This is a genomic window from Acetobacter lambici (genome assembly GCF_011516885.1).
GTDB classification, from domain to species: domain Bacteria; phylum Pseudomonadota; class Alphaproteobacteria; order Acetobacterales; family Acetobacteraceae; genus Acetobacter; species Acetobacter lambici.
In genome coordinates this window covers 26,061-46,241 of record NZ_WOTD01000003.1, presented here as the reverse complement: position 1 = coordinate 46,241, position 20,181 = coordinate 26,061, and the positions used below count along the sequence as shown (strand labels likewise).

Annotated in this window: 18 protein-coding genes; 14 read left to right on the top strand and 4 right to left on the bottom strand. The window is 51.5% G+C overall.

The genetic code is table 11. From position 1 onward, the window contains the following. The first annotated feature begins 52 nt into the window (after positions 1-52). Both GOB86_RS03025 and GOB86_RS03020 read left to right on the top strand, forming a co-directional pair. Positions 53-619, top strand: a complete 567-nt coding sequence (locus GOB86_RS03025) for a hypothetical protein (RefSeq protein WP_165990906.1) — start codon at positions 53-55, stop codon at positions 617-619. A gap of 468 nt (positions 620-1,087) precedes the next feature. Further along, a complete protein-coding gene (locus tag GOB86_RS03020) occupies positions 1,088-4,219 on the top strand; it encodes an EAL domain-containing protein (RefSeq protein WP_165990905.1) in 3,132 nt (1,043 codons plus the stop codon). Between the two features lie 116 nt (positions 4,220-4,335). Here the strand turns inward: GOB86_RS03020 and GOB86_RS03015 are convergent, their stop codons facing one another. From GOB86_RS03015 to modA, 4 genes are all read right to left on the bottom strand, one after another. Next, a complete protein-coding gene (locus GOB86_RS03015; RefSeq protein ID WP_165990904.1) occupies positions 4,336-5,301 on the bottom strand; it encodes a glycosyltransferase family 2 protein in 966 nt (321 codons plus the stop codon). A gap of 295 nt (positions 5,302-5,596) precedes the next feature. Then, entirely contained in the window at positions 5,597-6,256 is a 660-nt protein-coding gene (locus GOB86_RS03010; RefSeq protein ID WP_165990903.1) for an ATP-binding cassette domain-containing protein, read from the bottom strand. Further along, positions 6,256-6,954 carry a molybdate ABC transporter permease subunit gene (gene modB / locus GOB86_RS03005; protein WP_242012471.1) on the bottom strand — a complete coding sequence of 233 codons (699 nt, stop codon included), beginning with the start codon at positions 6,952-6,954 and terminating at the stop codon, positions 6,256-6,258. Before modB ends, GOB86_RS03010 begins: the two co-directional genes overlap by 1 nt. After that, a complete protein-coding gene (gene modA, locus GOB86_RS03000; RefSeq protein WP_198912026.1) occupies positions 6,951-7,748 on the bottom strand; it encodes a molybdate ABC transporter substrate-binding protein in 798 nt (265 codons plus the stop codon). The genes modB and modA overlap by 4 nt, the downstream gene beginning before the upstream one ends. A 299-nt stretch (positions 7,749-8,047) precedes the next feature. Here modA and GOB86_RS02995 point away from each other — a divergent pair, with 299 nt between their 5' ends. From GOB86_RS02995 to nifK, 12 genes are all read left to right on the top strand, one after another. Beyond that, a complete protein-coding gene (locus GOB86_RS02995; RefSeq protein ID WP_165990902.1) occupies positions 8,048-8,257 on the top strand; it encodes a TOBE domain-containing protein in 210 nt (69 codons plus the stop codon). A gap of 197 nt (positions 8,258-8,454) precedes the next feature. Further along, positions 8,455-9,822: an RNA polymerase factor sigma-54 gene (rpoN, locus tag GOB86_RS02990; protein WP_165990901.1), complete on the top strand. Its 1,368-nt coding sequence runs from the start codon at positions 8,455-8,457 to the stop codon at positions 9,820-9,822. 217 nt (positions 9,823-10,039) lie between these two features. Beyond that, on the top strand, positions 10,040-11,722 hold the full coding sequence (gene nifA, locus GOB86_RS02985) for a nif-specific transcriptional activator NifA (RefSeq protein WP_242012464.1): 1,683 nt from the start codon (positions 10,040-10,042) through the stop codon (positions 11,720-11,722). A gap of 211 nt (positions 11,723-11,933) precedes the next feature. Next, entirely contained in the window at positions 11,934-13,409 is a 1,476-nt protein-coding gene (gene nifB / locus GOB86_RS02980) for a nitrogenase cofactor biosynthesis protein NifB (RefSeq protein WP_165990900.1), read from the top strand. 32 nt (positions 13,410-13,441) lie between these two features. Next, complete coding sequence (locus tag GOB86_RS02975; RefSeq protein ID WP_165990899.1) at positions 13,442-13,636, top strand: 4Fe-4S binding protein; 195 nt, start codon at positions 13,442-13,444, stop codon at positions 13,634-13,636. Beyond that, the gene (locus GOB86_RS02970; protein ID WP_165990898.1) at positions 13,603-14,484 is read left to right on the top strand and encodes a 4Fe4S-binding leucine-rich repeat protein; all 882 of its coding nucleotides are present in this window, start codon (positions 13,603-13,605) and stop codon (positions 14,482-14,484) included. The genes GOB86_RS02975 and GOB86_RS02970 overlap by 34 nt, the downstream gene beginning before the upstream one ends. Continuing rightward, the gene (locus tag GOB86_RS02965; protein ID WP_165990897.1) at positions 14,468-14,752 is read left to right on the top strand and encodes a nitrogen fixation protein NifZ; all 285 of its coding nucleotides are present in this window, start codon (positions 14,468-14,470) and stop codon (positions 14,750-14,752) included. Before GOB86_RS02970 ends, GOB86_RS02965 begins: the two co-directional genes overlap by 17 nt. After that, positions 14,749-14,967 (top strand): putative nitrogen fixation protein NifT, encoded by a 219-nt coding sequence (nifT, locus tag GOB86_RS02960; protein ID WP_165990896.1) that lies wholly within the window; start codon positions 14,749-14,751, stop codon positions 14,965-14,967. Before GOB86_RS02965 ends, nifT begins: the two co-directional genes overlap by 4 nt. Continuing rightward, positions 14,964-15,839, top strand: a complete 876-nt coding sequence (locus tag GOB86_RS02955; protein ID WP_165990895.1) for an SIR2 family NAD-dependent protein deacylase — start codon at positions 14,964-14,966, stop codon at positions 15,837-15,839. The genes nifT and GOB86_RS02955 overlap by 4 nt, the downstream gene beginning before the upstream one ends. A 226-nt stretch (positions 15,840-16,065) precedes the next feature. Beyond that, the gene (nifH, locus tag GOB86_RS02950) at positions 16,066-16,965 is read left to right on the top strand and encodes a nitrogenase iron protein (protein ID WP_165990894.1); all 900 of its coding nucleotides are present in this window, start codon (positions 16,066-16,068) and stop codon (positions 16,963-16,965) included. 72 nt (positions 16,966-17,037) lie between these two features. Next, a complete protein-coding gene (nifD, locus tag GOB86_RS02945) occupies positions 17,038-18,528 on the top strand; it encodes a nitrogenase molybdenum-iron protein alpha chain (protein WP_165990893.1) in 1,491 nt (496 codons plus the stop codon). A 77-nt stretch (positions 18,529-18,605) separates the two neighbouring features. Then, a complete protein-coding gene (nifK, locus tag GOB86_RS02940; protein WP_165990892.1) occupies positions 18,606-20,141 on the top strand; it encodes a nitrogenase molybdenum-iron protein subunit beta in 1,536 nt (511 codons plus the stop codon). Positions 20,142-20,181 lie beyond the last annotated feature (40 nt).

Genomic DNA, 20,181 nt, shown 5'->3' with positions numbered 1-20,181 from the left:
CGTAACAGACTAGGGTTATTTATTGTGTGGTCAGGTCTTTAGGAGATTTCCCATGTGGGAAAACCCAAAACATATTATTGTTCCCGTGTTCTTCAATTATCGTGGAACAGCGCTTTTTCACGAAGATCCCGTGAAGGTAAAAGCGAACCCTAACGGCCTGCAGAAGTTCATGGGGCTGTTTAACCAGAAGTATCTGCCCACAGACGAAATCCATTATCAGAAGCATTTTTATTACGGTTTTGAATTCAACCCGCGTGAGGTCAAGGCAACCCAGTGCTTGATGGGTGGTATTTTTGACTTTTTTCATGCCCGGGGGCTGACATTCAACTATCCCGATATTTCCAACCGTAAAGGAGCGGAAATCTGGATTGGGGAATATAAATGCCATCTGTTCGATATTATGGCCGATATCAGAAACCCACACCTATGCGATTTTGGGTATTTTGACCCAAAAACGGGGAATGTGGTGCTCGATGACAATATGCGCCGCTCAGATGGCCAGCATAAGCCCGCCGATGTGTCCCGCCGCCTTGTCCGCGATAGTTTTTTGAACGGGAAGATTTTGAGCACTTGCATTAAAGTTATGGAAATGCCGAAAGAAAAAGAACCAGCCGCCTGAATACCCTGCTGTTTGCGCGGGTATGTGCATATGGTCAGACAAGGTTTGCAGGGGCTGGGTGAGTTTGTCACACCGTAGCCCATATGCGTGTTGATCAACTGGTTTTTGGGTATTGGTGGTGCGACTGTGTGTTGCGGGCCGTAGTGGGTTAAAGATGCTTGCTGGATAATTTGGTATCGGATAATGCCTGCCACACACGTGGTTATGGAATGATCACCAGTTAAAAAAAGTGGGTGAGTTTGCCTGATAGTACAGGTAATGGCGACTTTTGTTATGGGAATGTATTTAATAATTAAATATATTATATTCGATCAGTAATAGCATAGCCCTATAAAATCTTCTTATTTTAGGGGTACTAATGCATCGCAGTGGTTCTTGTGCCGTTGTGGAAGAGGGTTACCACGCAAGTTATAGGCGTTATGGAAGGTTTTGGTCTGTTTTATGGGGAATGCAACAAATCTGGATTTAGTGCAGAGACTTTATCGTGCCCTTCTCAACACGGCCGATGCAGTGTTGCAGGCTTCCACCGAAAGCGAGATGTGCGATAAAACATGCGCTGATCTGGTGTACGATGCGCTGTTTCAGGCGGTCTGGATTGGTCGTAAAGATGCATCCGACGTGTTGCATATCCTCTCCTGCATGGGGGCTGGAACACAGGGCATAGCCAACCTGAAGTTCAGTTTTCATGAGAACATGCCCCAGTTCCCCGTTGCCATGGAGGCATGGGACAGACAGACCCTTGTTTATAGCAACAATGAACTGGCCGAGCAGAAAAACGCTCCGTGGTATGATTTTCTGTGCCGTAACCAATGGTGTGCCGTTCTGGCGGTTCCCATCTGGCGCGGAGGGGAGCGTTGGGCGGTTATTTCTTTTGTGTCTGCCCGGACGGATATGTTCGATGAACAGTGCATCGGGTTGTGCCAGAAAGTGGCGGAACTGCTGGGCCATGCGCTGGACAAGCTGGATGCACAGAAACGACTGGAAAAACTTCAGAACGAGGAACCAAGGCGCGCGCGGCATGACCCGCTGACAGGCCTGCCCAACCGGTTGGCGCTGGAGGAATATATGCCCCAGGCCATGGCCCGTGCGGTTCGTCAGGGGAGTTCGGTTGCCGTGGGTATGCTGGACCTTGATGATTTTAAACTGGTGAACGATGGATACGGGCATGAGGCGGGGGACCGCCTTTTGCAGGCTCTTGGACACCGCTTGCAGGAGCATGTCCGGCATACGGACTATGTGGCCCGTCTGGGTGGCGATGAGTTTGTGATCGTGCTGGAAAATCTGGACCCACTTTTGCAGGTGACTCAGGCTACAAAAATTCTGGACAATCTGCACAAGGCTGTGGAAACGCCTTTTTCCGTAACGCATGACTCGTTCGCCATGGTCGGCATGACTCTGGGGCTGGCTTTGTATCCGGTTGATGGAGAAGACCCGGATACGCTTTTGCGGCGGGCCGATGCCGCCATGTATTTATCCAAGCAGAACAAGGCCAGCCGCCAGAACTGGTGGTGCATGGCCAGCAATACCCGGCAGTTACCCGCAGAAGAAGCCGTGGAGCAGGTGACCTTCAACCCATATGGACCAGAAGCTGCGGAACTGCTGACACGCGCCAAAACCTTTCTGACGCGGATACGGCAGAATTTTATTGAGTGTTTTTACGACAGTCTGGCAAAAATGAGCGAAGCGCAGACTATTCTGTCAGTGCTGACACCAGACCAGCTTGAACACCTCAAGCAAAGGCAGGCTGCACATCTGGATTTTCTGCTCGGTGCCCAAACGCAGCGGCAGGATATTTTGCAGCAGGCAAAAAAGCTGGGCACCATTCATATGCTGTGCGGTATTTCTCCCGCTTTGTTGGGAGAAGCCTATAGTATTTATAGGCGTTTATTGATCGATAGTCTGGATAAGGCCCTGCTGCGCGCCTATGACAGGTACCATATTCTCCTCACGACCGAAATGCGCTTGCAAGATGACAAAGGCGCGCAGCTTGAGGCAGGACAGGGTATTGAGGAAAAATATTTCTCCCTCTTATCCAACCGTTTGCCTGTTGCCGGTTGTGTCTGGCCAGATGTTAGCGGGCAGGGGGTAGAAGCACTGGGGAGCCTGCCGGGTATTCAGGCTGTTCTGCTTTTTCGCATGAATCCGGCCGGTGAGTTGGTCGTTGAGCATAGTGGCGGGAGTGCCGGTGCCCAACTGACCGAACAATTGAAACAGAAAATCAGCCAGCCTGTTGTGAGTGCGCAGTCGGTATTTGGTAATTCCGTGACCGGACTTGCGTGGCGTACACGACAGCAGCAGACCTGTGCCTCCTATTCCACCGCCCCAAATGCTGCTCCCTGGCGCGGTATGATGGAAACGTTGGGTATATGCTCCTCCATTAGTATTCCGGTTTCCATGGAAGAGGAGCAAGTTGCGGTTGTGCTGGCCCTGTTTGGGGCGTGTCCGAACCAGTTTGAAACCCAGCGGATGCAGCAGTTTGCCCGTAGTCTGCAACACCGCTGGGAACAGATGTGGATGCGCTGCTGCTTCCCGCGTGGTTCCGCGGTAACGGAGGAGCAGTCCTGTTACCTACGGGACAGGCTGTTTAGCGATGGACTGCGGATGTACGTGCAGCCAATTGTTAACCTGCGCACCGGAGAACTGCTGGAAGTTGAAGCACTTGTTCGTATTCAGGATACAAATGGCACCATTATTGAGCCGGGAAGCTTTTTGTCCCTACTGGGGCAGAACGAACTGGACAGGCTCTTCCATATGGGGTTGGAGGAATGTCTGAGCCTGTTGGAGCGGTGGCAGAATAATGGGCAGGTTATAAACCTTGCCGTGAATATGCCTCCCACCTACCTTTTGAACGAGGATGGTCCTGCATGGGTTGAAAGCGCTTTAAAGCGTTATAACATTCGGCCTGATCAGTTAACGGTTGAACTGCTGGAAACCCAGATGATCGACCCAACCATACAGGACATAGCAATCCAGAAATTCAAGGCGGTGGGTGTCAAGATCGCAATTGATGATCTGGGGTCGGGTTATAGTAATCTGCTGCGTCTTTCTTCCCTGCCGTTTGATATTATCAAGGTCGATCAGGGCCTTTTGCGCAATATTCGTACAGCGCCAATCCAGACGTTCAGCATGGTCAAGTCCGTATTGGATATGGGGACCGATTTTCATGAACTGGTGATTGTGGAAGGGTTGGAAGATGATGATGTTATTGAAGCCATCTACCATCTGGGCTGCCGTTATGGTCAGGGCTATGGCATTTCTCCCCCCATGCCGCCAGAGCATTTTGCCAAATGGTATGAGGCTTACAGAGTAAAAGCGAACGCTTGTAGGCATACCAAGGAACTGGTGAGTGATCTGGGCGTGCTGGCATACCACTGGATGTCCACGCGTGGTGGGCAGAGTGCGAGCAAACATTCTTTACGTCATTGCCTGATTACGCATTGGCTGGCCGCACAGGGGCTGGAAGGCTCAGAGGCCGCTCAGTGGCATGAGCAATGCCACTACGGGGACGATCCGGTAGAAGCCTCTCGTAAATTTATAGACTGGCTGGTCAAAAGAATAGTCGGGGCGAACAGAGAGGAATTGGCTCTGAAAGATAATTGAGTGAAATAAAAAGAAAATAGATTTATATTTCACTCAAATAATATTTGTATGAACAGGCGATTTGTTCTTTTTGGAGTGCATTCTTCTTGTTCGCTATCTGTGCGTAAGACCCAGAACTATATTTTCTCTTGAATGAAAAATTTGGGTCGGTGCTTGGTTTCCATGTAAATTTTGCCAATATATTCACCGATCACGCCAAGGCAGAGCAGTTGTACGCCACCCAGAAAAAAGATCGAAATTTCCACGGAGGCCCATCCGGGAAAAACATAGCCATTGAATCTTTGTATAATGACAAGAATGCTAATAATAATAGAAAAAAAGCAGGTAACTGCGCCGAGTATAGATATAAACCGTAATGGTTTTATGGTCAGGGATGTAATGCCCTCGATGGCCAGAGAGAGCATTTTGTAAAATGGATATTTTGATTCGCCTGCCAGACGTTCCTTGCGGGCATAAAAAACCTGTGCGGTTTTATACCCCAATAAAGGCACCATGCCACGCAGATATATATTCTGTTCTTCAAACTGGAGCAGGCTATGCAGGGCCCGGCGGCTTAGTAGCCGGAAGTCAGCATGATTGGCGACCTGCTGGATACCCATGGTCTCCATGAGTTTATAAAAGCTGTTTGCAGTCCATCTTTTAAAAAAACTGTCACTGGAGCGGTCGGCGCGGACACCGTAGACAATTTCATTCCCCTCCATGTATTTTTCAACCATTTGGGGAATGCAGCCGATATCATCTTGCAAATCCGCATCAATGCTGACGCAGATATCTGTATCAACACAGGATAGGCCCGCCATCAGGGCAATCTGGTGCCCGCGATTACGGGATAACTTGACCCCATGCACCAGATTATCTGCTTGAGCGGCTTGCTCAATCAGTGACCAGGTCCCATCACGGCTTCCATCATCCACAAACAGGATATGGCTTTGCGCGCTAATTTTTTTTGCCTGAATGCTGTTTTCTAAAAGAGATTTAAGCTCGGATAAGCAAAAGGAGAAAACTTCCTCCTCGTTATAGCAAGGAACAACGATCGTAAGAGATGGGATATTTCCTCTCTGTTGTGGGGAGATCGCTTGCATTTATGAGAACCAACTTCTTTAAAATCGAGACTGAAGATCATTGCTGAAGGTATATATATGAACTTCTCTACTTTTTGTATCCCCCCAAAAAAGCACATTTCTATTTTTGGGGTGGATATGCGCGAGAATAAGATTGCCGTATAGGCACCAAAATTTACAATCTGTACTAATTATAAGCCCAACATCAGAATGTCATTTCGTATTCTGATGTGTGTGAGTTTGTTGAGAACTATAGGGTGCATGTTACCGGAAAGGGCCACGGCATATTTGGTTTTTGGGTATGGTATGCTGTGTCTTAGGTGGAGTTTTTCTGTATTGAGCGCCAGTCAAGGAGTTGGGTGGCGACCATGCGTAACTCCTCCGCATCATGGGACACATAGAGTGTAGGTATTTTATATTTTTCTAAAAACTCTTTTATATAAGAGATAATATCAGTTTTTATATCAAGGTCCAGAGCAGAGAGGGGTTCGTCCATCAGCAGGAGCTTGGGTTGTGTTAACAGTGCGCGGCCTATGGCTACACGCTGGCGCTCGCCGCCAGAAAGCGCGTGTGTCTTGCGCTCCAGCAATGGCTGTAGGCGCAGGGCATCCACAATTTCGTGCAAAAAGCGTTCCTTGTGAACAATAAAACGCATGCCAAAGAGCAGATTTTTTTTGACGCTCAGATGGGCAAAAAGTCCACCATCCTGAGGTACATAACCAATGGGTCGCTTCCATGGGGGGAGGAACACCGTTATGTCCTGCCATACCTCATGCCCCAGCCGGCAGTAGCCTTGTGGAAAATGGTGCAGGCCAGCAATCCCGCGGAGCAGACTGGTTTTGCCGCACCCTGAAGGGCCTTTGAGCCCCGTTACCCCCGGCGCAGCAATGTCAAAGCTGATGTTCATATCAAGCTGGTCTATGGGGCCTTGAAAATGGATAGACAGGGCGGGGGGCAAAGGTTGGGCACACATCATCAGGTCCGGGGGGTCAGGCGTTTTTGTGTTAAGCGCAGGATCAGAATGATCATAAAGGCGAATGCCACCATGCCTCCGGCTATGGCATGGGCGGAGGCCCAGTCTCCTGTTTCCACACTATCAAAAAGCATGATGGATAAAAGGCGGGTCTGGCCGGGAATATCCCCCCCGATCATGAGCACCAGACCAAACTCACCAATTGTATGGGCAAAAGCAATAACGGCTCCAGCTATAATGCCCGGAGCGGCCAGCGGAAGAGCGACACTCAGGAATGCCCGCAATGGGGGCGTGCGTAGTGTGTAGGCGATTTCAATTGGTTTGTGGCCGATGGTTTCAAACGCAGCTTGGGTGGACTGTACAATATAGGGGAGTGCGGCAATGACGGAGCCAATGGTCAAACCGGCAAAGCTGAATGCAAAGGTTGATCTGCCGGTTATGTGGGCTGCCACTGCACCAAGGCCCGATGGTCCGAGAGCGAGAAGAAGGTAAAAACCTAAGACCGTTGGGGGTAACACCAGAGGCAGAGTGATAATGCTGGAACACACATCGCGCCACCAGTTGCGGCTGTAAGCCAGCCACCAAGCAAGAGGAATGCCAATACTGACCGCGATGACTACCGTTACGAGAGCCAGTGTTACGCTAAGACGCAGGGCAGTAAAGATGCTGTTGGGGTCAAACATGGCGTTTGGTCCCATCATGGCATGTCATATCCATATGTCGCGATGATGGCCTGTGCGGGCTTGCTTTGCAGGTAGGCAAGAAAAGCGCGGGCAACATGGTTCTGCTCCCCCTGCCGGAGCAAAAGGGCATTCTGGTGGATGGGTGGGTAAAGATTGGACGGCACAACCCAGATTGTGCCAGCAGACTTGTTGTGCAACTGGGAGAGGGCGACAAACCCCAACTCTGCATTACCGCTCTGGACGAACTGATAAGCCTGAGCAATGTCCAGCCCCATGACAATACGGGGTTGGAGGATCTGTTCAAGGCGTAACTGTTTGAGTGTCGCTACGGCGGCTGCGCCATATGGGGCGACGTCGGGCTTGCAAAGGGCAAGGTGGCTGAAGCGCGCGGCCCGCAATGTGCTCTCACTCGCCGGGTAAGCCGGGGTATTGCTCCACAGCACCAGTTTGCCAATTGCGTAGGTGAACTGGCTTTTTTCCACGCCAAACCCGTCCTTGAGTAGTTTTTCTGGCTTGGCTTCGTCCGCGGACAAGAATCCGTCATAGCCAGCGCCCTGTTCGATCTGGATCACGAATTGGCCGCTGGAGCCAAAGCTGGGAATAATCACATCACCAGTTTTTTGCATGAAGTCTGCAATCAGTTCCTTGGTCGGACCAATAAAGTTTGCGGCAATGGCCATGCGGGCCTGCTCAGCCCGAGCCACTGTGGGGAGGAGAGGCCCTGCCATAATAAAGCAGAGGAGCGGCAGGCGGATTGGGCGGAATGTCAGGTTCATGCCATCCGTGTCGAAATCGGAACGAAATGCGTTCATAAGCAAGTCTCCTGCAGTGGCATGTGTCCGTAATAACGCAAAAAACGTGCCAAAATGGTAAGGTGTGGAGTGCTTTTGTAGGTGTTCGGGCTTGCTGGGGTGGTGGATCATTCTATTCCGCCAGATTTTGATATTGTTGGCTGATAAGCTAAAAAAATTCTTCTTGAGAGCCAGAAAATTTTGTAGGCCATTACGGTCAGGAAATGGCAGTGTATGGACTGGGAGCAGGAAAGTTCCTTGAATACTATATCTATATCCGAATGGGAATAGATATCTGATAAAAATTTGGAGAGAAAACAATGAAAATTAGCGCACGCAACCAGATCAAAGGCAAAGTCAGCAAGATTGAAAAAGGTGCGACAACATCTCATGTTAGCATCGAAATTGACGGCGGCGCCATTGTCATGGCGGCTATTACCAACGAAGCCGTGGCTGAACTTGGCCTGAAAGATGGCGAACCCGTTTACGCCGTTATCAAGGCATCGGACGTAATGGTGGGCGTTGATTGAATAACACCACTGGCCGAGCCGCCGGGATAAGGAGAATTTTCATAATTCCATAAAAACTGGCACGGTTTTTGCGTCGTTTTCATGAAACGTTTTTCCTAACAACGTTTCATGAAACAACGGGAGGGACTGCTCGTGTCGATGTTGATGGGAAGTACTCTTCTCTGCCACATGCGTATGGCAAAGCGGGATGAAGGCTGATGTTGCAAGGTCAGGAAATGCGGCAAAGCCACGGTCTGTTCATGAATGGACAGATGCGTCAGGCGCTCCATTTGCTCCACCTTACAAACGCGGACCTGCAGGCTTATCTGGAGGAGCAGGCGGCCTCCAACCCTTTTCTTGAGCTTCCTTCAGTTGATCCTGCCGCACCACTTGCTCCACGTTTTGAGCGTGGACGTATGGACATGTTCTCCCAGGGTAGTCAGAGAGAGGACGATGGTACTGCGCGTCTGCCTGATGTGCCGCTTTCCCTTACGGATCAGCTATACGAGCAGTTGCGCCTGTCCACGGCCAGCCAGCAGGATATGCTGATTGGCGCCTATCTGATCGAGGCATTGGACGCCGCTGGCCGTCTGTCGGAGAGTGTGGACGTGCTTGCGCAACGCACGGGGCGACCGGCGGAGGAAATTGAACGTGTTCGCCTGAATATGATGCGCTTTGAGCCGGTGGGGATATTCGCACGGTCCTTGCGTGAATGTCTGGCAGTGCAGCTTCAGGAACGCGGTTGTCTGGATGGGCCGATGGAAAAGCTGCTTGATCATATGGATACTTTGGCGCGTGGGGAAATGTCGCGTCTGGGCAGGCAGTGTCAGGTAGATAAGGCAACGCTGGATGGCATGATTGCCGAGCTGAAAAGGCTTAATCCCAAACCCGGGTTTGATGCCGGTGCTGAGATGCTGCCGGTGCGTATGTCTGATCTTATTGTCAGCGCTGACGGACATGGGGACTGGGTTGTGGAACTGAATGCCCAGACTCTGCCACGTGTCATGCTGGTGCACGACCTTCAGACACGGGTCAGCCTGCGGGGGCAGGCGGTGCGTAAACAGGATCGTCAGGTCACATGGTTTCTGGACCAGTGGCATACACAGGCTAACTGGCTGGTCCGTGGGATGGAACTGCGTTGCAACACGTTGTTACGTGTGGCGCGGGAAATTTTTCGGCGGCAGGAAGCTTTCCTTGTGCATGGCGCCTCGGGGCTTGTGCCTCTTACACTTAAGGATGTGGCGGAGGGAGTTGGTGTGCATGAAAGCACAGTCAGCAGAGCCGTTATGGGTAAGGCGGTGACCACCCCACAAGGAATTTTTGCTCTACGCTTCTTCTTTTCTTCTGTTCTTGCGGGCGATACCCAGCAGGCACATAGTGCGGAGGCAGTGCGCGAAATTATCCGGCGTCTGGTTGCAGAAGAAGAACCCAAGTCGGTTTTTTCAGATGATGATCTTGTGCGTCTTCTGCGGGAGAAAGGCATTGTTATCGCACGGAGAACAGTTGCTAAATATAGGGATATCCTGAACATACCGCCATCTTTCGTCAGAAAACGGAAAAATTTGCTGCGTGGTAGAGGTGGGTAAGGTGGAGCATGAATATATTCGCCTGAAACCATTCAAGAATACTTGAGAATCATTATAAAAATTTATGAAATGAAATAATGTTTTTTCAACTATGGACTCCACAAAGGGTATATTAATACCTCTATTCATTTCGGAATCGTTTCATAGTATGCTGTGGGGGCGATGTCGCAAGCTCACATAACCGGCTGGGTGGTAATACGGTTGCGGGAAACATGACATGACGCTACGAAAAGACAGTCAGGGCATTATGTCTGCTACAACGGGCATAACGGAAACGAGTGCCGAGGTAGCTCTGTCGGGACTGTATGAAATCTCCCGGATACTGTGCTCTCCCATTGAGCTTGGCGTGATGCTTGTTCAGGTGTTTGCAACACTTGAGAATTTTCTTGATATGAACGCGTGTGTGTGTGTGTTGCTCGGTGAGGGTGACAGGGTGGAGCGGATTGTGGGGTCGCATGGAGACCCCGTTATTTCCCGTGACTACTTCATGTCCATGCCCGAACGTGTTCTGGGCCATATTGTCACACACAAAGCGCCTCTGATTGTTCCTGATATTGCAAATGACCAGACAATTGGTTTTCGCGCAAAACCCGCATGGGCGGTAAATCCACGGCAGGTCGGCTTAATTGGCGTACCCATTCCAGGACGGGATGGAATTATTGGAATCCTTGTTGTGGATTGTAAGGCTTTTTCGCCAGATTCTCCGGTTATTGCGTTGAATACGCGCCTGCTCGCCATGGTGGGTAACCTGATCGGGCAGACTGTTCGTTTGCACAGGCTGGTAGAGCGTGACCGCGAAAGACTTATGGGAGATCTGGACCGCCGGACCGAGGTCGCCAAGCTGGGGGTAACAACTCCGGCTGATATGGCGGATGTCCGAATTGTGGGGGAAAGCCCCGCAATTACGGCGGTCATGGAAAAAATTCGTATTGTGGCGCGTAGTAATGCCACCGTCCTCCTGCGTGGGGAGTCCGGTACGGGCAAGGAGGTGTTCGCGCGGGCTCTGCATCAGTCCTCCCCTCGTGCTAAAGCGCCTTTTATCAAGCTCAATTGCGCGGCTTTGCCGGAAACGGTTCTTGAATCTGAACTGTTCGGGCATGAAAAAGGTGCGTTTACCGGAGCAGTTACGGCCCGCAAGGGGCGTTTTGAACTTGCAGATAGTGGTACGTTGTTTCTTGATGAAATTGGAGAAATTTCAGCGTCTTTTCAGGCAAAGCTCTTACGTGTTCTTCAGGAGGGTGAATTTGAGCGGGTGGGGGGAACACGGACATTAAAAGTGAACGTGCGTATTGTGGCCGCTACAAACCGAGATCTGGAAGATGCGGTTACTAAAGGAAAATTCCGCGCGGATCTTTATTATCGGCTAAGTGTTATTCCAGTTTTTCTGCCATCCCTGCGCGAGCGGCCAACAGATATTCCTTTGCTGGCACAGGAATTTCTGGATCGCTTTAATCAGGAAAATGGGACTGAATTACAGATCGATCCCAATGGACTTTCGGTTCTAAGCGGCTGCTATTTTCCGGGTAATGTGCGTGAATTGGAAAACTGTATTCGAAGAACAGCGACTCTTTCACGCGGGATTGTTATTGGTGAGGATGACTTTGCCTGCCATAGCGAAGGATGTCTTTCTTCCGTTCTGTGGCAGGTAGGGGGAGCGGATAAAGCTGTAACTCCCCCCGCCAAGGAGCCACTCCTGCTCTCTTTGCAAGAAGTGCCACCATCACCATCGTCTCCTCCGGTTGATGCACCGTCATCGGTGCGTTCGGAGAAGGAAATCCTTGAAGATGCAATGGAAAAGGCTGGCTGGGTTCAGGCTAAAGCTGCGCGTATTCTGGGGTTGACGCCGCGGCAGGTAGGTTACGCTTTGCGTAAAAATGGAATACCAATCAAGAAGTTCTAAAGTCGGATACATAATAAACCAAGACTTCCACCATGGTCGTGCTCGGGAGAGGCTTTGCGTTGTGGCATGGAGCGGGCAGGCATTTGTGGTCGCCGTAGCTTTTGCCGTGCAGTGGTCTTTCTAACGTCTCTGATCATATTTTGGATGATGGTAGATCAGCTTGGCATGAATTTTGCGTCTTTCTTCTTACCAATGAAGGGGAGAAGGGCAGATGGCCGGGCAGTTGATCGGTCTGCAAGATTTTGCAGACAGTGGTGCGGAAACCATGCGAGAAGCGCTCTCAGGCGGGTGCTCGTCGTCTCAGTGCGGGAGTTCTGATAAACCGGATTCCATGCCCGAGGAAATATGGGCAAAGATCAAGGATCATCCGTGTTATTCGGAGGAAGCGCATCATTATTTTGCGCGAATGCATGTGGCTGTGGCTCCAGCATGTAACATTCAGTGTAACTACTGTAACCGCAAATATGATTGTGCCAACGAAAGTCGGCCGGGCGTTGTTTCGGAAAAACTGACGCCAGATCAGGCACAACGCAAGGTTATTACCGTTGCCAATGAGGTTCCGCAGCTTTCCGTGCTCGGCATCGCAGGGCCGGGAGATGCGTGTTACGACTGGAAAAAAACACGCGAGACGTTTGGTCTGATCTCGGCCGATATACCAGATATCAAACTGTGTTTGTCCACCAATGGTCTGGCTCTGCCCGATCATGTGGATGAAATTGCGAGCATGAACATCGATCATGTCACAATTACCATCAACATGGTTGATCCAGAGATTGGTGTGCAGATCTACCCGTGGATTTTTTATAAAAACCGGCGCTGGACGGGTCTGGATGCCTCAAAAATCCTGCATGAACGCCAGATGCTGGGACTGGAGATGCTGACCGAACGGGGCATTCTCACAAAAATCAATTCGGTCATGATCCCCGGTGTGAACGATACACACCTGTTGGAAGTCAATCGGGTTGTGAAGGAAAAAGGCGCATTTCTACATAATATTATGCCCCTTATTTCCGATCCTGCACATGGCACCCATTATGGGTTGACCGGTCAGCGCGGCCCAACTCCTGCCGAACTGAAGGCGCTACAGGACCAGTTGGAGGGCGGCGCAAAGCTCATGCGGCATTGCAGGCAGTGCCGCGCTGACGCGGTAGGGCTTTTGGGCGAGGACCGTGGTCAGGAATTCACTCTGGACCAGTTGGCGGAGAATGTTGCTTACGATCCGTCGCGTCGGGTGAACTATCAGACACTTGTGGCTGAAATGCGCGGCGAACATGAAGCTGCCAAACGTGCGGCGAGTGAGTCTTTGGTTGATGTTCAACAAGCCCCGTCTGCTCTGGTCGCAATTGCGACAAAAGGGGGGGGACGCATCAACCAGCATTTCGGCCATGCCACGGAGTTTCAGATCTACGAGATCTCGACCCATGGCATCAAATTTGTTGGGCACCGCAAAACCGAACAGTATTGCAAAGGCGGTTGGGGGGAAGATGCAACTCTGGATGGAGTGATAGCAGCCCTTGAAGGCGTGAGTGCTGTTCTGTGCGGAAAAATTGGCGACTGCCCCAAAGAGTCTCTGGCTGCGGCAGGCATTGTTGCGACGGATGACTATGCCCTCGAATGGATCGAAGAGGGGATCGGCCATTGGTACGAACAGGTCAATGGGCAACAGGAACAGCGCCAGAGTGCCTGATTCCATATTGATTTTTTTGAAAGGTTGAAGTTATGTCTTACAAAATTGTTACGTCCCAGTGCACTGTCTGTGGTGCTTGTGAATTTGAATGCCCCAATGCGGCAATTTCTCTCAAGAATGATCTGTATGTGATCAATGCCAAAAAATGCACTGAATGCGAGGGGCAGTTTGATGTTCCGCAATGTGCTGCGGTATGCCCGGTACCCAAGACCTGCATTCCGGCCTGAGGACCCCAAAAGCCGTGCCAGATCATGCCAACGGAGACGATCAGACCAGGGATATTTCCGCCTGGGAGACGGCCGAACCGCATGACTGGCTCGGTCATAAGCTCCAGTGCCAAGGCTGTAGGCATGAGGAACTGCACCGCGATGGTCGGTGCAGGCGTGGGCGTGTGTGTGTGCGCGATGCACGCGCACGCAGGATAGAGCGATTTTTTCGTGAAAATCCATCAGGTGCTAACGACTATCTGGATCATCCTTATTTTGAAGTCCGTACGTTAGCCGTGCGGTTTGCATCGGTTTTTCGGCTACCAGCATTGATAGACGACCCCGATGCCGAAGTGCGCGCAGGTGTTGCCCTGCGTCTGCCAACCGTGCGGATTGAAGCGTTGATGGCAGACCCGGACCGGCGGGTCCGTATTGCCGTGGCAAGTCGGTTGAGTGGAGCGGCATTGTTGAAAATGCTTGCTGATGAGGACTGGTTTGTTCGCCTTATTGTTGTAAGGCGTCTCTCCGCTACCAGCCTTGTGAGTGCCGTGCATGATCCCGAACCAGATGTGCGCCGTTGGGTGGCACGGGGTATTGATCTTAAATATTTACCCGCGTTAGCGGCAGATCCCGAGCCAACGGTACGTCAGATTGTCGCCACCCGTGCGCAGGAGGGACTGTTGCTCCAACTCGCACATGATCACGATATTCGGGTCCGGTTTACGTCAATTGAAAGATTGCCATATCCGATGCTCGCAACATTGGAGAACGATGATGAGAAAATCATTTGTGATCTGGTGGCGCGGCGTCTTGCCGAGGAAAAGCCGGGTCGCAATTCAGGAGAGGAAGATCATGGGATTGGGGCGTGAGGAAGAAATAGAAACACGCGGTAAGCCTGTTTTTATGCCCGGTACCAAGGTCCGGGCGACACGGTATGTCAAAAATGACGGAACTTTTGCCGGCCGTGAGATCGGAGAAATGCTCGTTCACAAGGGTGATATTGGCTACGTGCGGGATATCGGTGTGTTCTTGCAGCGGTACTATATTTACGCAGTAGAGTTTGTGGAACGCGGCACAATTGTTGGCATGCGGGCGCGTGAACTGCATGCGGAAATTGAGAATAGGAATGTGCCATGAAGGTGATGTTGCGCCGTAATGACCGGGGTTTGTCGGTTTATGTGCCCAAAAAGGATCTTGAGCAACTGGTGGTTGCGCAGGAAAAAGAAACATTATGGGGTGGCTGGGTCCGGCTTAAAAACGGTTGGGTGCTCGAACTTCCTTCCATGGAAAACGACACAAAACTGCCGATAACGGTCAATGCGCGCCGTATTGGCGAGGAGGAAGGCGTATGATCGGCTGGGATCATCTTTTTGCGCGTATCAGTGCTGGGCATCTGGTACCTTATCTTGGACCGGGTATGACGGCTATTGCCCTTGATCTGCAAAAGCAGTCAGCGCAAACCAGTGGGCAGAGTAAGGAAGCAGACAGTATTGTTCCGTCCAATACAAAGGAGCTTGCGGATTTTTTTGGCAGGCATGTCGCTTTGCCCAAACGTGCACGGGGTAATCCGTGGGCCGCTGCCCAGTATATAGAGAGCAAACGCCACCGTCAGACACTCGATTCGCTGATGGACCGTGCGTTTGGTCAGCCTATTGCGCCCTCTCCGCTACATTTCAGTCTGGCAGCGAGCGCGCCCTCCATGATCGTTGATACATGGTACGATGGGATTATGCGTGTGGCTCTCGGTTGTGTAGCGGGAGACCGCTGGGGCGAGGTGCAGGGTACGCCACGGACAGGTGTGCGTGACTTTACCTGGTATCGTGCATATGACGCGCAGGGAGATTCGGTCGCCATGCAAAATGCAGTAGACTGGAAAACCCTTCTCTACAAACCGCATGGTTCGGTTTCTCCCGCCCATCACTTTCTGGTCGCTGATTCAGACTATGTCGAAGTGCTGACAGAACTCGACATCCAGACGCCGATTCCTGACATTGTGCAGCGGCGTCGTACATCTGTCGGGTTTTTGTTTTTAGGGTGCAGGTTTGATGATCAGATGCTGCGTTCCTATGCACGGCAGATCTTAAAACGTTCGGCAGGGCCGCACTATGCTATTCTGCCAGATATTGAGCTGACCCGTAATGAACTGCGGTTTCTGGAGGAAATGCAGATTACCCGCCTGAATCTGCCACTTGTTGGGCTCGATTATGTTAGCAATCCTGCATAAAGCTCCAAAATATCTGATTTTATAGAATTTTCGTTACCTTTATAAAAAATCTATTATTTACCTACGGTATTTTTAAAAATTTTAAGAATGGTCTGGACTTCATTTTAATTTATTTCAGTTTTTCTGGTCCGTGCCGAGGGGCGTTTGGCACAGTATTTGCGAGATTACAGGGTGTGTCGGACGCGTTGTCCGAAACAGGCAGTTCCATCAATACAGGACCGAAATCATGGGTAAGCTTCGCCAGATCGCCTTTTATGGCAAGGGAGGGATCGGAAAATCGACCACTTCCCAGAATACGCTCGCCGCTCTCGTTGAGATGAGGCAGAAGATCCTGATCGTTGGGTGTGATCCCAAGGCTGACTCCACGCGTCTGATTCTGAACGCCAAGGCACAGGACACGGTTCTCAGCCTTGCCGCCGAAGCGGGTTCCGTGGAGGACCTTGAACTCGAAGACGTTCTCAAAGTTGGTTACAACGGCATCAAATGCGTTGAATCCGGTGGTCCAGAACCAGGCGTGGGCTGCGCTGGGCGTGGGGTTATTACGTCCATCAACTTCCTGGAAGAAAATGGTGCCTATGATGATGTAGACTACGTTTCCTACGACGTGCTGGGTGACGTGGTGTGCGGCGGGTTTGCTATGCCAATCCGCGAAAACAAGGCGCAGGAAATCTACATTGTCATGTCCGGCGAAATGATGGCGCTGTATGCCGCCAACAACATCGCCAAGGGTATTCTCAAATATGCACATTCTGGCGGCGTGCGTCTGGGCGGGCTGATCTGCAACGAACGTCAGACCGACCGTGAGTATGATCTGGCCGATGCGCTGGCCAAGCGCCTGAACTCCAAGCTCATCCATTTTGTGCCGCGCGCCAACATCGTGCAGCATGCCGAACTGCGCCGCCAGACTGTTATCGAATACGCGCCCGAAAGCCAGCAGGCTGCGGAATACCGCGAACTGGCCCGCAAAATCCATGAAAACTCGGGTCAGGGCACCATTCCTACCCCGATCACCATGGAAGAGCTGGAAGAAATGCTGCTCGAATTCGGTATCATGAAAACCGAGGAACAGCAGTTGGCCGAACTGGCCGCCAAGGAAGCCGCAAAAACCGCCGCTGCAACAGCGTGATCCTGAGCCGGGCGGGTCGGGTAGTCCCGTGCCCGTCAGGCTTTTCGCTCTCGAAACCCAGGAGTAAAGACGATGAGCCTCGATGAAGGGACCATCAACGACCCCACGCTGCCTGAACGCCTGATTGCAGAGGTTCTGGAAGCGTATCCGGATAAATCCCGCAAGCGCCGTCAGAAGCATCTGAGCGTCTCCACGACCCCTGATGCCGAAGAAAAGGCAGAAGGTGCCCTGAGTGAATGTGACGTCAAGTCGAACGTCAAGTCCATTCCCGGTGTTATGACCATTCGCGGCTGTGCTTATGCCGGTTCCAAGGGTGTGGTCTGGGGGCCGGTCAAGGACATGGTCCATATCAGCCATGGACCTGTTGGTTGTGGACAGTATTCTTGGTCGCAGCGTCGGAATTACTACATTGGTAATACAGGCGTGGATTCATTCGTGACCATGCAGTTCACTTCCGATTTTCAGGAACGTGACATTGTTTTTGGTGGCGACAAGAAGCTTGAAAAAATCATTGATGAAATTGATGAGCTTTTCCCGCTTGCCAAAGGTATTTCCATTCAGTCCGAGTGCCCGATCGGCCTGATCGGTGACGATATTGAAGCCGTCTCGCGCAAGAAAAAGAAAGAAACCGGAAAAACCATTGTTCCCGTAAGGTGCGAAGGTTTTCGTGGTGTTTCTCAGTCCCTTGGTCACCATATTGCGAATGACGCCATTCGTGACTGGGTGTTCAATCAGGATGGATCTGAAGACAAATTTGAGACAACACCTTATGACGTCAATGTCATTGGTGATTACAATATTGGTGGCGATGCCTGGTCTTCCCGTATTCTGCTTGAGGAAATCGGGCTGCGGGTTGTTGGTAACTGGTCGGGTGATGCAACGTTGGCCGAGATGGAGCGTGCGCCCAAGGCCAAGCTCAATCTTATCCACTGTTACCGGTCCATGAACTACATCTGCCGTTACATGGAAGAGAAGTACAATATTCCCTGGGTGGAATATAACTTCTTTGGTCCGTCCCAGATTGCTGCGTCCCTGCGCAAGATCGCAGCCTTGTTTGACGAGACGATCCAGGCGAACGCGGAACGGGTAATTGCCAAATATCAGCCTCTGGTTGACGCTATTTTGGCAAAGTACAAGCCGCGCCTCGAAGGCAAGACGGTCATGCTCTATGTGGGCGGTCTGCGTCCGCGCCACGTGGTGAATGCCTATGATGATCTGGGCATGGTCATTACCGGCACGGGTTACGAATTCGCACATAGTGATGACTACCAGCGCACTGGCCACTACGTGCGCGAAGGCACGCTGATCTATGATGACGTGACCGGCTACGAGCTTGAGCGCTTTATTGAAGGCATGCGCCCTGATCTTGTCGGGTCTGGCATTAAGGAAAAATATCCTGTGCAGAAAATGGGTATTCCGTTCCGTCAGATGCACTCATGGGATTATTCCGGCCCCTATCATGGCTACGACGGCTTTGCGATTTTCGCGCGTGACATGGATCTGGCCATCAACAACCCGGTCTGGGGGCTGTTCAAGGCACCCTGGAAAAAAGAAGCAGCCTGACGCTGTTTCTTAAAAATGAACTGAACAAGCGTGTGGTGCCGTCTGGCGCACCCACGACCTGAAGAGGAGCAAGGACAATGCCACAGTCCGCTGACAAGATTCTCGACCACGCGCCGCTGTTTCGGGAACCTGAATATAAAGACATGCTCGCTCGCAAGGCCGAGTTCGAGAACATGCCTCCGGTTGAGCAGGTCACGCAGATTGCTGACTGGACAAAAAGCTGGGACTACCGGGAAAAGAATTTTGCCCGTGAGTCACTGAGTGTTAACCCGGCCAAGGCGTGTCAGCCTCTGGGTGCTGTGTTCGTGGCGTCCGGTTTCGAACGCACGATGAGCTTCGTGCATGGTTCGCAGGGCTGTGTGGCGTATTATCGCTCGCATCTGTCACGCCATTTTAAGGAACCATCTTCTGCTGTGTCTTCCTCCATGACGGAAGATGCCGCTGTTTTTGGTGGCCTGAACAACATGGTTGACGGGCTGGCGAATACCTACAAGCTTTATTCGCCCAAAATGATTGCCGTCTCCACCACCTGCATGGCGGAAGTGATCGGCGATGACCTGAATGCCTTTATTGCTACGGCGAAGGATAAAGAGTCTGTTCCGGCAGACTTTGATGTTCCTTTTGCCCACACACCGGCATTTGTTGGCAGCCATGTGACCGGCTACGACAATATGCTCAAGGGCATTCTGGATCATTTCTGGAAGGGTAAGGAAGCCAAACCCAATGGCTCTCTGAACATTATTCCGGGGTTTGATGGTTTTGCTGTTGGCAACAACCGCGAGCTCAAGCGTGTTCTGGATCTGATGGGCGTGGATTATACGATCCTTTCGGATGTGTCCGACCAGTTTGACACACCCTCGGATGGTGAGTTCCGCATGTATGATGGCGGCACGCCGATTGAAGCGACCAAAAATGCGGTCAATGCTTCGGCCACGCTGTCCTTGCAGGAATATTGCACACCCAAAACGCTCGATTATGCAGCCAGTTTTGGCCAGAAAACAAAGTCTCTGCACTATCCGATTGGTGTTGGCGGGACCGATGACCTGCTGAGCAGTATTTCCGAACTGACGGGCAAGCCAGTGCCAGAAGCTCTGGAACTTGAACGTGGTCGTCTGGTGGACGCCATGGCGGATAGCCAGTCCTGGTTGCACGGCAAAACCTACGCCATTTATGGCGATCCGGATTTTGTCTATGGCATGGCGCGCTTCGTGCTTGAAACAGGTGGCGAGCCCAAGCATTGCCTTGCAACAAACGGGTCCAAGGCCTGGGAAGCCCAGATGCAGGCGCTGTTTGACAGTTCGACATTCGGTGCAGGCTGCAAGGCCTGGGGTGGGCGTGATCTATGGCACATGCGTTCGTTGCTGGCGACGGAAGAGGTTGATCTGCTGATCGGCAACTCCTACGGCAAGTATCTGGAACGCGATACCAAAACGCCTCTGATCCGGTTGATGTTCCCGATCTTTGATCGCCATCATCATCACCGTTTCCCCGTATGGGGTTATCAGGGTGGTCTGCGTGTTCTGGTGACAATCCTCGATAAAATCTTTGATTGTCTGGATCAGGACACGATGGATCCGGGTGTTACGGACTATTCCTTCGATCTGACGCGTTAAAAACGTCTTTTACCCTGCCCCGTTCAGGTTTGAACGGGGC